Annotated in this window: 13 protein-coding genes; 9 read left to right on the top strand and 4 right to left on the bottom strand. The window is 58.7% G+C overall.

The genetic code is table 11. From position 1 onward, the window contains the following. Nucleotides 1-220: DUF3820 family protein (locus KGB03_RS01215; protein WP_223525971.1), on the bottom strand; the 220-nt coding region annotated here is incomplete at its 3' end. A 203-nt stretch (nt 221-423) separates the two neighbouring features. Here KGB03_RS01215 and KGB03_RS01210 point away from each other — a divergent pair. From KGB03_RS01210 to KGB03_RS01195, 4 genes are all read left to right on the top strand, one after another. Further along, complete coding sequence (locus tag KGB03_RS01210) at nt 424-891, top strand: ferritin-like domain-containing protein (RefSeq protein WP_111451472.1); 468 nt, start codon at nt 424-426, stop codon at nt 889-891. A 158-nt stretch (nt 892-1049) separates the two neighbouring features. Next, the gene (locus KGB03_RS01205; RefSeq protein ID WP_223525969.1) at nt 1050-3038 is read left to right on the top strand and encodes an FUSC family protein; all 1989 of its coding nucleotides are present in this window, start codon (nt 1050-1052) and stop codon (nt 3036-3038) included. Next, the gene (locus tag KGB03_RS01200; RefSeq protein ID WP_008151119.1) at nt 3025-3231 is read left to right on the top strand and encodes a DUF1656 domain-containing protein; all 207 of its coding nucleotides are present in this window, start codon (nt 3025-3027) and stop codon (nt 3229-3231) included. The genes KGB03_RS01205 and KGB03_RS01200 overlap by 14 nt, the downstream gene beginning before the upstream one ends. Before the next feature lie 10 nt (nt 3232-3241). Continuing rightward, entirely contained in the window at nt 3242-4105 is an 864-nt protein-coding gene (locus KGB03_RS01195; protein WP_218538808.1) for an HlyD family secretion protein, read from the top strand. Nucleotides 4106-4290: 185 nt separating this feature from the next. Here the strand turns inward: KGB03_RS01195 and KGB03_RS01190 are convergent, their stop codons facing one another. Further along, nucleotides 4291-4761 (bottom strand): MaoC family dehydratase, encoded by a 471-nt coding sequence (locus KGB03_RS01190; RefSeq protein WP_008151121.1) that lies wholly within the window; start codon nt 4759-4761, stop codon nt 4291-4293. A gap of 40 nt (nt 4762-4801) precedes the next feature. Beyond that, nucleotides 4802-5746: an alpha/beta hydrolase gene (locus tag KGB03_RS01185; protein WP_223525968.1), complete on the bottom strand. Its 945-nt coding sequence runs from the start codon at nt 5744-5746 to the stop codon at nt 4802-4804. A 246-nt stretch (nt 5747-5992) separates the two neighbouring features. Here KGB03_RS01185 and fadD2 point away from each other — a divergent pair, with 246 nt between their 5' ends. Both fadD2 and fadD1 read left to right on the top strand, forming a co-directional pair. After that, nucleotides 5993-7681 carry a long-chain-fatty-acid--CoA ligase FadD2 gene (fadD2, locus tag KGB03_RS01180; RefSeq protein ID WP_223525966.1) on the top strand — a complete coding sequence of 563 codons (1689 nt, stop codon included), beginning with the start codon at nt 5993-5995 and terminating at the stop codon, nt 7679-7681. A 387-nt stretch (nt 7682-8068) separates the two neighbouring features. Continuing rightward, nucleotides 8069-9769 carry a long-chain-fatty-acid--CoA ligase FadD1 gene (gene fadD1 / locus KGB03_RS01175; RefSeq protein ID WP_192411091.1) on the top strand — a complete coding sequence of 567 codons (1701 nt, stop codon included), beginning with the start codon at nt 8069-8071 and terminating at the stop codon, nt 9767-9769. Nucleotides 9770-10043: 274 nt separating this feature from the next. On the opposite strand, the gene KGB03_RS01170 is transcribed toward fadD1, so the two are convergent. Next, a complete protein-coding gene (locus KGB03_RS01170) occupies nt 10044-10421 on the bottom strand; it encodes a hypothetical protein (protein ID WP_076028370.1) in 378 nt (125 codons plus the stop codon). Between the two features lie 199 nt (nt 10422-10620). Between KGB03_RS01170 and KGB03_RS01165 the strand changes: the two genes are divergently transcribed. The 3 genes from KGB03_RS01165 to def all read left to right on the top strand — a co-directional run bounded on the left by KGB03_RS01165 (nt 10621) and on the right by def (nt 12476). Then, nucleotides 10621-10812 (top strand): CsbD family protein, encoded by a 192-nt coding sequence (locus KGB03_RS01165; RefSeq protein WP_008151126.1) that lies wholly within the window; start codon nt 10621-10623, stop codon nt 10810-10812. Nucleotides 10813-10983: 171 nt separating this feature from the next. Beyond that, nucleotides 10984-11940 (top strand): YihY/virulence factor BrkB family protein, encoded by a 957-nt coding sequence (locus KGB03_RS01160; protein ID WP_218538805.1) that lies wholly within the window; start codon nt 10984-10986, stop codon nt 11938-11940. Beyond that, nucleotides 11937-12476 (top strand): peptide deformylase, encoded by a 540-nt coding sequence (def, locus tag KGB03_RS01155; RefSeq protein ID WP_223525959.1) that lies wholly within the window; start codon nt 11937-11939, stop codon nt 12474-12476. The genes KGB03_RS01160 and def overlap by 4 nt, the downstream gene beginning before the upstream one ends. The last annotated feature ends 96 nt before the right edge of the window (nt 12477-12572 follow it).

Genomic DNA, 12572 nt, shown 5'->3' with positions numbered 1-12572 from the left:
GTTTGCCATGTTTGGCGCGTAGCGGTTCGAGCAACTCCGACAGGCCGTTGTGATCGATTTCCTGCATCAAGGCCAGCAAGCCGCCGAGTTCTCCGTGGGGGAAACCTTCGCGAGCGAACCAGTTCAGGTATTGGCCGGGGAGGTCGGCAATGATTCGGCCCTTGTATTTGCCGAAGGGCATTTCACGGGTAATCAACAGTTCGAGCTTTTCAGGGTTCATCAATCAGTCGTCTTGATTCAAACAGTCTGGAAAATACAGGCATTCTGCATGCAGGCCAAATGACAGATCATGCAAAAAAAACGGATACAGATTTCGAGTTAAACGGTAAGTGATTGAAATATAAGTAGTAAGTAGTCGATTCATTGCTGGCATGCAGGATGCAACACCTATTGCATCTTTCATCAACCCGCGAGGAATTGAAAATGACCGACATGAATAAAGAAGCCATCTCTGTACTCAACGACCTGATTGAAACCAGCAAAGACGGCCAGGAAGGGTTCAAGACTTGCGCTGAAGACATCAAACACCCAGAACTGAAATCCCTGTTCATGCAGCGTTCCGCCGACTGCGCCACTGCGGCTTCCGAACTGCAAGCGCAGGTGCGCTCGCTAGGCGGCGATCCAGAAACGTCCACCAGCGTCAGCGGTGATATGCACCGTCGCTGGGTCGACGTGAAAGCGATGTTCACCGGCAAGGATGAAGAGGCCGTGCTGAACGAAGCCGAACGGGGTGAAGACCATGCACTGAAGGCTTACAAAGAAGCCATCGAAAAAATCAACAAATACAACCTGGTGGGCATTCGTGACCTGGTTGAACGTCAGTACCACGGCGTGCAACGCAATCACGATCAGGTAAAAGCCCTGCGTAACCAGGCGCGCGCACGCTCGTAAGCGTTCATTGCCTGTCAAAAACGCCAGCCAGTCTGGCGTTTTTTTTGTGTCTGGGAATTAGCACTGGACGGATGTTAGTTAGCTAGCTAATAATTTGTTTACCAAGTGACTGAACTGATCCCGACTATCGTTAAATCGCCTTTCCAAGAGTCCTTTACGTGCCTATCACCTTGCAGGCTTTGTTTGCGCCTGACCGCCGCGCCTTACAGTTCGCGATCAAAACCTTGATCGGCGGCGGCCTGGCGCTGTGGCTGGCATTACGCTGGGGTCTGGAGCAACCGGCCTGGGCGTTGATGACGGCGTTCATCGTCGCTCAGCCCTTGTCCGGGATGGTGGTGCAGAAGGGCCTGGCGAGGTTGCTGGGCACCCTGGTCGGGACGATGATGTCAGTGGTGTTCATGGGGGTTTTTGCCCAGACGCCTTGGCTGTTTTTGTTGGCCTTGGCGTTATGGCTAGGGCTGTGTACGGCAAGTTCGACTTTGCTGCGCAGCGCCTGGTCCTATTCGTTCGTGCTGGCCGGTTACACGGTGGCGATCATCGCGCTGCCGGCCATTACTCATCCGCTGACGGTGTTCGATCAAGCCGTGGCTCGCTGCACGGAAATCTGCCTGGGCATTCTTTGCGCCACCGCCGCCAGTGCGCTGCTCTGGCCGATGCGGGTCGAACGGCAACTGGCGGATCAGGCGCGGGCAGCGTGGCAAAGCGGTATGAACGCCGCGCGTGCAACCCTGGCCGGTGATGCTCAGGCGCGTAAAGGCTTACTGGAAATCCTCGGCAAAATCGTCGCCGTCGATGCCCAGCGCGAGCATGCCTGGTTTGAAGGAAGCCTGGGGCGGCAACGAGCGCGGGGGATCAGCGGCTTGAGCCAGAAGCTGTTGATGCTACTGCGCATCGCCCGTTCGGTGCGCCGTCAGTGGAAGCAATTGGAACCCCAGGAAGCCGAGCAACTATTGCCCTGGATGACCGAGGTTCAAGAGGCGCTCGACAGCCCGGATTCCGCGACCCTGCAAGCGCTGCGTCCGAGGTTGCTCGACGCTTCCCACGACCCGCACATCAGCTCCGCGCAAAGTTACTGCCTGGCTCGTTTCACCTTGTTGCTCGATACCGCCATGGCGGCCAGCGCCGCGTTGAACGCTGTTGAGGAGGGCAAGGAGACGGTCGATCCACCGAGAACCCTGACACCGCACCGCGACCTGTCATTGGCGCTGATGTTCGGTGCCCGCAGTGCGTTGGCGTTTCTGGTGGTCTCGTGCTTCTGGTTGGCGACCGCCTGGCCCGCTGCCTCCGGCGCGCTGCTGTTGACGTGCGTGGTGTGTAGTCTGTTTGCCAGCCGCGAGAATGGCGCTCAGATCGGCATGAGTTTTATGCGCGGGATCTTCCTGGCGATTCCGGCCGCGTTTATCGTCGGGCAGATCCTGCTGCCGCAATGGAGTGGTTTTGCCTTGCTGTGCATGGGCATGGGCGTGCCGTTGTTCCTCGGCGCGCTGGGCATGGCCAAACCGCAGATCGGTGCGACGGCGACCTCATTTTGTCTGCACTTCATCGTGCTGGTCTCGCCGCTCAATGCGATGAAATTCGATGTCGCGACGTTCTTCAACAGCGCTCAATCCATCGTGGTTGGCGTCGGTGCCGCCGTGCTGGCGTTCCATTTGTTGATCCTGCGCAACCCGACGTGGCATGGCCGACGTTTGCTGGCGGCGACCCTCGATGATCTGGTGCGCCTGACCCGGCGCAATCTGCGCGGTGCCGAAAGCTGGTTTGGCGGGCGCATGGCCGACCGCTTGCTGCAATTGGCGCGGCACTATCCCGAGTTGCCGGAGCCGGCGCGCAGTCGCTGGGACGACGGCTTGCTCGGCCTGGACATCGGCGACGAACTGCTGCATTTGCGTTTGAGTCTGGCGGTGGCGCAGGCACCGGTCAGTGCACCTCAGCGGCGTTATCTCGAACAGCTGGAAAAAATCCTTGAGCAAGGCCCGGTCGGCAGTCGCGCCGAAGCGTTGGCGCAGCCGAGCGAAGAATTCTTGAAGACTTTGTACGCGTTGCCCCCCAGCGATGCGGTGAAACTGGCCCAAGGCGCGGTGCTGCAATTGCAAAGCAGCTGGCGCGCCTGGTGCCGTCAACAGGAGCAAAGCCATGGGCTTGCGTGAGTGGTCGGTGGGTGGCGTGCTGCTCAGTCCGTTTCTGATTTATGTGTTGCTGGCGCTGCTCGTCACTGGCGCCTTGCGCATGCTCTTGCGCCTGACGCCGGTGGGCCGCTGGATCTGGCACGAAGCATTGTTTGATTGCGCCTTGTACGTCTGTGTATTGACCTTGATCACCGTCGTCCTCGGACCTTTATAAGGAGTTGAAAATGCGAACACCGATACGTGTCGCGGTGACCTTGTGCCTGGTGGCGGCGGCGATATTTGCCGGCTTCCATTTGTGGCAGTACTACATGCTCACGCCCTGGACTCGGGATGCGCGGATCCGCGCCGACGTGGTGGTGATCGCCCCGGACGTCTCGGGTTGGGTGCGTGAGCTCAAGGCTTTTGATAACCAGCAGGTCAAGGCCGGCGATTTATTGCTGAGCATTGATCGTGAACGTTTCGAAGCGGCGCTGGAGAAAGCCCAGGCGGTGGTGCAGACCCGCCAGCAGCAACTCAATCTGCGCGAGAAAGAAGCCAGTCGCCGCGCGGCCCTCGGTCCGCAGGCCATCAGTGCCGAGCTGCGCGAGAACGCGCAAATCAACGCCGGCATCGCCCGTGGCGAACTGCGTGAAGCCCAGGCCGAAGCCAAGGTTGCGGAACTCAACCTCGCCCGTAGTCAGGTCCATGCGCCGCGCAATGGCCACATCACCAATCTGCGTTTGGCCGAAGGCAACTACGTGAATGCCGGGCAATCGGTGATGGCATTGATCGACGATTCGACTTTCTATGTGCAGGCGTATTTCGAGGAAACCAAACTGCCACGGATTCGTGTTGGCGATCCGGTGAAGGTCTGGTTGATGAGTGCGGGGGAGGGGTTGCAGGGGCATGTGGAAAGCATCAGTCGCGGGATTACCGATCGCAATACCACGCCGGACGGGCAGTTGCTGGCAGAGGTCGAGCCGACGTTCAACTGGGTGAGGCTGGCGCAGCGGATTCCGGTACGGATCAAGATTGATAAGTTACCGGAAGGGATGAATTTGAGTTCGGGGATGACGGCGAGTGTGCAGGTGCAGGAGGGGCATCAATAGTTGAGGCGCTGCGGTCACTGTGGCGAGGGGGCTTGCCCCCGTTGGGGGGCGCAGCGCCCCCGAATCAGGCGCCGCGTTCGATCTGATTAACCGCGGTGGCAGATTTTACGACTGCTTCGCAGCCGAACGGGGGCAAGCCCCCTCGCCACAGGAGTTCACCCTGCCTGTAACAAGTGGGCAGGCAATCAGCCGATACTGATCGCCGGCAACGTCGGCAACGTCACGGTCTGTTGCTTACGCGGCGCCAGAATCTCCGCCTCGCCGTCCACTACCAATTCATCGCGCTGGTTAAACACGCGAGTGGCAATCCGCACACGAAACTTCGGCAGCTTCTCGAGGATCTCCAGACGCACGGTCAGTGTGTCGCCAATTTTCACCGGCTTCTGAAAGCTCATTTGCTGACCGATATAAATAGTCCCCGGCCCAGGCAACTCGCAGGCAACGGCAGCGCTGATCAGCGCGCCGCTGAACATGCCGTGAGCAATGCGCTCCTTGAACATGGTGCCGGCGGCGAATTCAGCGTCCAGGTGCACCGGGTTGTGATCGCCGGACATCGCGGCGAACAACTGAATGTCGCGCTCTTCGACCGTCTTGCTGTAGCTGGCGGTCTGGCCGACTTCAAGGGCCTCGTAAGGGGTGTTGGTAACCTGGGTCATCTGTTTCAATTCCTGTCACGAATAAATAAATTCAAAAAAACTATTCCGATCTGGGTGGCCGACGGTGGCTCAGTGCCTGGGCGATCCAGTTCAACACGTCATTGATCACTTCATCGCGATTGCTCTCGTTGAACAGTTCATGCCGTGCCTGCGGGTAAATAGTCAGTTGCAGGCTCTGGCTGCCGGCAGCGCGCAGCGCATGGGCCAGATCTTTCAGACGCTTGCCATCGCTCACCGGATCACATTCACCACCGATGACCAGCAACGGCAGGCCCGGATCAATCTGAGCGAGATTGGACGCTTTGCTGATTTGCTGCAACCCACCGAGCAAATCGATCCACAGCTGATTGGTGCAGCGAAAGCCGCAGAGCGGGTCGTTGGCGTACAGGTCGACCTCTGCCGGGTCGCGGCTGAGCCAGTCGAACCGCGTGCGCGCCGGTTTGAATTTCTTGTTGAACGAACCGAACGACAGCCATTCGATCAGCGCGCTGCGACCCTTCGGGCCCTGGCGCAAACGTTCCAGCCGTGCAATCTGCCGCGCCGCGCGATAGAGCGCCACCGGTTGGAAGTTCGACCCGCTGAGAACGGCCCCATGCAGGCTGGCGCTGTGGTGCAGCAGATAGGCCTGGGCGATGTAGCTGCCCATGCTGTGACCGAGCAGCACAATCGGCACGCCCGGATGGTGTTGGCCGATGTGCTGGTTGAGGCTCGCCAGGTCGCCGACCACCTTGCACCAACCGTCATTGTCGGCGAAATGGCCGAGCGTCCCGTTTTCGGCAGTTTTGCCATGTCCACGCAGGTCCGGCGCATACACGCCGTAGCCCTGATCACAGAATTTTTCCGCCAGACGGGCGTAGCGGCCACTGTGTTCCGCCATCCCGTGGGCCAGCAGGATCACTGCTTTTAAAGGCGTGGCGGGCAGCCACTGGTTGACGAAGAGGCGGCTGCGGTCGCTCGCGGTCAACCAGAAAGTGTCGTGGATCATGGCGGTTCCTTTGCATTGGGCTGCATGTGGCATGGGCGTCGTTGCATTGTATAGCGCATCCAAAGCGTGCCGTCTGATCAGGCCACGCCACGGCAGCAAGATTCACACGATCAATGTCGACCGTGCGCATATTTGCCTGATTCGCCATAGCTGCTAGTGTCCGTGGAGCCCCGCTTTTTCGCTCTCTATTGTGAAGAAGGACAGAAAAGCGGCCCCGGTTAGGTTCAGGTAAAGAGGACAAGAACAATGCAACCTGATTTCTGGAATGACAAACGCCCGGCCGGCGTGCCCCTGGACATCGATCAAGGGGCCTACAAGTCGGTGATCGAGGTGTTCGAGCGTTCCTGCAAGAAATTTGCTGACCGCCCGGCATTCAGCAACATGGGTATCACCCTGACCTACGCCGAACTGGAACGCTACAGCGCTGCGTTCGCCGGTTACCTGCAAGCCCACACCGACCTGGTGCCGGGGGATCGCATTGCGGTGCAGATGCCCAACGTCCTGCATTACCCGATTGCCGTGTTCGGTGCCTTGCGCGCCGGGCTCATCGTGGTCAACACCAACCCGCTGTACACCGCGCGGGAGATGCGTCATCAGTTCAAGGACTCCGGTGCCCGGGCGCTGGTGTACCTGAACATGTTCGGGCAGAAAGTCCAGGAAGTGCTGCCCGACACCGATATCCAGTACCTGATCGAAGCGAAGATGGGCGACCTGATGCCCACCGCCAAGGGCTGGCTGGTCAATACGATGGTGAGCAAGGTCAAGAAGATGGTCCCGGCGTACGCCTTGCCGCAGGCCATTTCCTTCAAGAGCGCGCTGCACCTGGGCCGGGGCCTGGGCATCAAGCCGCTGAAGATCGCGCTCGACGACATCGCCGTGCTGCAATACACCGGCGGCACTACTGGCCTGGCCAAGGGCGCGATGCTGACCCACGGCAACCTGGTGGCCAACATGCAGCAAGTGCGGGCGTGCCTGGAGCAGTTCGGCAATGACGGCCAGCCGCTGTTGCGCGAAGGGCAAGAGGTAATGGTCGCGCCGCTGCCGCTGTACCACATCTATGCGTTCACCGCGAATTGCATGTGCATGATGGTTTCGGGCAACCACAACGTGCTGATCACCAATCCGCGAGACATCAAGGGCTTCATCAAGGAGCTGAAGAACTGGCGATTCTCGGCGTTGCTGGGGCTCAACACCCTGTTCGTCGCGCTGATGGACCACCCGGATTTCAAGACCCTGGATTTCTCCAGCCTCAAACTCACCAATTCCGGCGGCACCGCGCTGGTCAAGGCCACGGCCGAGCGCTGGGAAGAACTCACCGGTTGCCGCATCACCGAAGGTTACGGTCTGACCGAAACTTCGCCGGTGGCCTGCACCAACCCGTACGGCGACAAGTCGCGCCTCGGCACGGTCGGCCTGCCGGTGCCGGGCACCACGCTGAAAGTCATCAACGATGAAGGTGTCGAGCAGGCGCTGGGTGACCGCGGCGAACTGTGCATCAAGGGCCCGCAGATCATGAAGGGCTACTGGCAGAAACCCGAAGCCACCGCCGAAGTGCTGGATGCCGAAGGCTGGTTCAAGTCGGGCGACATCGCGGTGATCGACCCGGACGGTTTTGTGCGCATCGTCGATCGCAAGAAAGACATGATCATCGTCTCGGGTTTCAACGTGTACCCGAACGAAATCGAAGACGTGGTGATGGCTCACCCGAAAGTCGCCAACTGTGCGGTGATCGGGGTGCCGGACGAGCGTTCGGGGGAGGCGGTGAAGCTGTTTGTGGTGGCCCGTGAAACGGGTGTCAGCCTTGAAGAACTGAAGGCCTACTGCAAGGAAAACTTCACGGCGTACAAAGTGCCCAAGCACATTGTCTTGCGTGAGTCGTTGCCGATGACGCCGGTGGGCAAGATCTTGCGGCGGGAGCTGCGTGATATCGCCTGAGTGGTGAATGGCCGCGCTTCGCGCGGATCGCGGGCAAGCCATGCTCCTACGGGTTCAGTGTTGTTCACAAGCAGGGTGAGCGACGCAAACCTGTAGGAGCATGGCTTGCCCGTGATGCTTTTAAAGGGGCGAAAGCCCCGGATTCAGGGCCTTTCAAGACTGTATAGGGTTTTTGCTCTAAAATGACCGCCTTCTATTCTTGAGTCATTAAAGTGACTGTAGAGGCGACTTTTGGCTCTAGTCGGCCCTTGGCAAAGCTGCTACTCTCGGCGCGCTTTTGTGACTTCTCGGCCTATATAAAAGCCAGATTCACCAATAAAAAACATACACCAATAATAATCGCATCAAATGCGGTGATGAATTCGCGTTGCTGAGGAGTGGGCTTCCATGATCGAAGACTTTTGGAAGGATAAGTACCCTGCCGGGATTGCTGCCGACATCAATCCAGACGAGTATCCGAATATTCAGGCAGTGTTGAAGCAGTCCTGCCAACGCTTCGCCAACAAACCGGCATTCAGCAACCTGGGCAAGACAATCACCTACGGTGAACTGTACGAATTGTCCGGTGCCTTTGCCGCTTACCTGCAACAGCATACCGACTTGCAGCCGGGCGATCGAATCGCCGTGCAGCTGCCTAACGTGTTGCAGTACCCGGTCGCCGTCTTCGGTGCCATCCGCGCCGGGCTGATCGTGGTCAACACCAACCCGCTGTACACCGCGCGGGAAATGGAACACCAATTCAACGACTCCGGTGCCAAAGCCCTGGTCTGCCTGGCCAACATGGCGCACCTGGCCCAGCTCGTCGTGCCGAAAACCGGCGTCAGGCACGTGATCGTCACCGAAGTGGCCGACCTGCTGCCGCCGCTCAAGCGCCTGCTGGTCAACAGTGTCATCAAGTACGTGAAGAAGATGGTCCCGGCGTATCACTTGCCCAAGGCCATCAAGTTCAACGACGTATTGAGCAAGGGCCACGGCCAGCCAGTCGCCGAAGCCAATCCGGCCAGCAGCGACGTTGCCGTGCTGCAATACACCGGCGGCACCACGGGCGTGGCCAAGGGCGCGATGCTGACCCATCGCAACCTGGTGGCGAACATGCTGCAGTGCAAGGCGCTGATGGGTTCCAACCTCCATGAAGGTTGCGAGATCCTGATCACGCCGCTGCCGCTGTACCACATCTATGCCTTCACCTTTCATTGCATGGCGATGATGCTGATCGGCAACCACAACATCCTGATCAGCAACCCGCGCGATTTGACGGCGATGGTCAAGGAACTGTCGAAGTGGAAGTTCAGCGGTTTCGTCGGGCTCAATACGCTGTTTGTCGCCCTGTGCAACAACGAAGCCTTCCGCAAGCTGGATTTCTCTGCACTGAAAGTCACCCTGTCCGGTGGCATGGCCCTGCAACTGGCCGCCGCCGAGCGCTGGAAAGCGGTCACCGGTTGCGCCATCTGCGAAGGTTACGGCATGACCGAAACCAGCCCGGTGGCTACCGTCAATCCGATCCAGAACATCCAGATCGGCACCATTGGTATTCCGGTGCCGTCGACCCTGTGCAAAGTCATCGACGATGCCGGCGTTGAACAGCCGTTAGGCGACATCGGCGAGCTGTGTGTGAAAGGTCCGCAAGTGATGAAGGGCTACTGGCAACGTCAGGACGCCACCGATGAAATCCTCGACAGCGAAGGCTGGTTGAAGACCGGTGACATCGCGCTGATTCAGCCTGACGGTTACATGCGCATCGTCGATCGCAAGAAAGACATGATCCTGGTCTCCGGTTTCAACGTGTACCCGAACGAACTGGAAGACGTGCTGGCGACCCTGCCGGGCGTGCTGCAATGCGCAGCCATCGGCGTGCCGGACGAGAAGTCGGGCGAGGCGATCAAGATCTTCATCGTCGCCAAACCGGGCGTGACGCTGACCAAGGAACAGGTGATGGAGCACATGCGCGCCAACGTCACCGGATACAAAGTGCCGAAAGCCGTGGAATTCCGCGATGCGCTGCCGACCACCAATGTCGGCAAGATCCTGCGCCGCGAGTTGCGCGACGAAGAGCTGAAGAAGCTCGGCGTCAAGAAGGTAAGCGCGTAACCAACAAAAAGCCCTGCAGATGCGGGGCTTTTTGTTTAATGCGATATCAGAAGTGCCCTTGTGGCGAGGGGATGAATCCCCTCGCCACAAATGTGGACGCCGCGCTTAAGTGAACAGCATTACCGCAGATGCGGGGCTTTTTGTTGTCGTCAGGGAAATCTTCAGCGCCGGTCAGGCCGTCTTCGCGAGCAAGCCCGCTCCCACATTTAATCGAGTTCATCCAGAAGGAATGCGATCGAGTGTGGGAGCGGGCTTGCTCGCGAAGCTTTTGATTTTACAGGCGGAACTGCGCGAAATTGACGTTGGTACCCGCCGGGCGCATGTCCTGGAGGTATGAGTCCTTGTCGGCGCTCAGTTCCAGGCTCAGGGCCGCTTTGCGTTTGCCTTCGTTGCGCACCACCAGGCCTTCGAGCTTCTCGCGCAGGAACACCGTCGGCACTTTCAGGTGCAGCAGTTCGTCGGTTTCCGGGGTGTGCATCAGCAGGTGAACCCACTCGTACTGACCAACGGCCAGGCGCGCGACCGGAATATCGAACCACCAGATGTTGCGGTTGCGGTTCAATTCGGTGAAATGGCAGTTGTTGACGCCAAGCACAGCACCGCCAAGTTCCTGGTTTCTGCGGGCAATGGCCTGCTTTTTATCGAGTTTCATAACATTCCTACGGGATTGGATCTTCAGCGCCATGGCCTGAATACGTTGCGCATTCTCGGGGGTTGGTCGGCAAACATAAAGCCCAACCTGCACTGAACGATGAAATGTCGCCGTGAAAATAAATGAAACTCCGCACAAACGCCTCCGGTCAACCTTGTGTAACCACTTTCCCCGTTGAATTGTTCACAGGAGAAACACCATGAGCAGCACTGGCGATAAAGTAAAAGGCATGGCCAACGAAGCCGCCGGCAACGTCAAGCAAGGCGTCGGCAAGGCCACTGGTAACGAAAAAATGCGCTCTGAAGGCGTCGCTCAGGAAAGGAAAGGTGAAGCCCAGCAAGCGATCGGCAAAGCCAAGGATGCTCTTAAAAAAGGCATCGACAAGGCCTGATCCGGCCTTTGATGAGCAACAGAAACGGCCATCCGCGGATGGCCGTTTTTGTGTCGGCCTGAACTTGCACAAGGAAATTGTTTCAAACTCGCCAAGTACGCTACTTTGATGTAGAAAACGGCCCCTGAGTCGCCACGACTTCAACCAAATTTGCGGCGAAAGGAGACGCTAATGTTTTTCCCACACATGAAAGGCCAGCGCCTGCACCGTGTCATGGTGCGCACGATCACCGAGTTCGTCGACGACGAGATGTCGACCTATGCCTCGGCGTTGGCCTATCAAATGCTGTTCTCGCTGTTTCCCTTCATTCTGTTCCTGATCGCCCTGATCGGTTTCCTGCACCTGCCGGACTTCTTCTCCTGGCTGCGCCTGCAATCGGAACTGGTTCTGCCGCCCCAGGCGCTGGAGCAGGTGAACCCGGTCATCGACCAGCTCCAGCAATCCAAGGGTGGCTTGCTGTCGGTCGGTATCGTGATTGCCCTGTGGACCGCGTCCGCCGGTGTGCGGCTGATGATGAGCGCGATGAACGCCGCCTACGACGTGGTCGAAGGCCGGCCGGCGTGGAAGCGTTTCCCACTGTCGATTTTCTACACCATCGGCATCGCCGGCATGCTACTGATCGCCGCCGCGCTGATGGTGCTCGGGCCGCAGGTGATGGCCTGGATTGCTTCGCAAGTCGGCCTCGAAGACTTCATCGTGACCCTCTGGACCATCGTGCGCTGGCCGGTGGTGGTGATTCTGTTGATGATGGCGGTGGCGCTGATTTACTACGTCATGCCCGACGTCAAACAAGAGTTTCGCTTCATCACCCCTGGCTCGGTGCTGGCGGTGGTGGTGTGGATCATTGCGTCGCTGGGCTTCGGTCTGTACGTCAAGATGTTCGCCAACTACAACGCCATGTATGGCAGTATCGGCGCGATCATCGTGCTGTTGCTGTACTTCTACATTTCCGCCGCCGTACTGTTGCTCGGCGCCGAGATGAATGCGGTGATCGAGCACATGTCGACCGAGGGCAAGGATGATGGCGAAAAATTCCCCGGCGAGCACAGCCACGAACACAAACAACATGTGTCGGGACTGGGTCGGGACCACTCGATCAAGCCGACCACTGACGAAGTCATCAAATGATCCGTGAAATCCTGAAAATGGGCGACGAACGCCTGCTGCGCATTGCCCCGCCAGTGCCTGCCGACATGTTCGACAGCCCGGAGCTGTGGCAACTGATTGACGACATGTTCCAGACCATGGAGAGCGTCGGTGGCGTTGGCCTGGCTGCGCCGCAGATCGGCGTCGACCTGCAACTGGTGATCTTCGGTTTCGAGCACAGCGAACGCTATCCGGACGCCGAAGCGGTGCCGCAGACGATTCTGATCAACCCGTTGATCACGCCGTTGAGCCCGACGCTGGAAGAGGGTTTCGAAGGCTGTCTGTCGGTGCCCGGCCTGCGCGGCGCGGTGGACCGCTATCAGCACATTCGGTACGAAGGTTTCGACCCCAAAGGGCAGCCGATTGTGCGCATTGCGTCAGGCTTCCACGCGCGGGTAGTGCAGCATGAATGCGATCACCTGATCGGCCGGTTGTACCCCTCGCGTATCAGTGATTTCAGAAAGTTCGGGTATACCGAAGTGATGTTTCCGGATCTCGATCCGAACGCAGACGATTGATCGGGACCAACCCGAAACCAATGTGGGAGCGGGCTTGCTCGCGAAGGGGCCATGTCAGTCAATATTGATGTCGACTGACACGCCGCCTTCGCGAGC

The sequence above is a fragment of the Pseudomonas sp. BF-B-26 genome (assembly GCF_019956495.1).
Lineage (GTDB): Bacteria > Pseudomonadota > Gammaproteobacteria > Pseudomonadales > Pseudomonadaceae > Aquipseudomonas.
Note: the sequence above shows the minus strand (reverse complement) of the source record. Positions and strands in the feature narration are given on the sequence as shown.

Coding starts and splice junctions, on each gene's coding strand:
- KGB03_RS01210 (WP_111451472.1), top strand. CDS start 424: ATGACCGACATGAATAAAGAAGCCATCTCTGTACTCAACGACCTGATT.
- KGB03_RS01200 (WP_008151119.1), top strand. CDS start 3,025: ATGGGCTTGCGTGAGTGGTCGGTGGGTGGCGTGCTGCTCAGTCCGTTT.
- KGB03_RS01195 (WP_218538808.1), top strand. CDS start 3,242: ATGCGAACACCGATACGTGTCGCGGTGACCTTGTGCCTGGTGGCGGCG.
- KGB03_RS01190 (WP_008151121.1), bottom strand. CDS start 4,761: ATGACCCAGGTTACCAACACCCCTTACGAGGCCCTTGAAGTCGGCCAG.
- KGB03_RS01185 (WP_223525968.1), bottom strand. CDS start 5,746: ATGATCCACGACACTTTCTGGTTGACCGCGAGCGACCGCAGCCGCCTC.
- fadD2 (WP_223525966.1), top strand. CDS start 5,993: ATGCAACCTGATTTCTGGAATGACAAACGCCCGGCCGGCGTGCCCCTG.
- fadD1 (WP_192411091.1), top strand. CDS start 8,069: ATGATCGAAGACTTTTGGAAGGATAAGTACCCTGCCGGGATTGCTGCC.
- KGB03_RS01170 (WP_076028370.1), bottom strand. CDS start 10,421: ATGAAACTCGATAAAAAGCAGGCCATTGCCCGCAGAAACCAGGAACTT.
- KGB03_RS01165 (WP_008151126.1), top strand. CDS start 10,621: ATGAGCAGCACTGGCGATAAAGTAAAAGGCATGGCCAACGAAGCCGCC.
- KGB03_RS01160 (WP_218538805.1), top strand. CDS start 10,984: ATGTTTTTCCCACACATGAAAGGCCAGCGCCTGCACCGTGTCATGGTG.
- def (WP_223525959.1), top strand. CDS start 11,937: ATGATCCGTGAAATCCTGAAAATGGGCGACGAACGCCTGCTGCGCATT.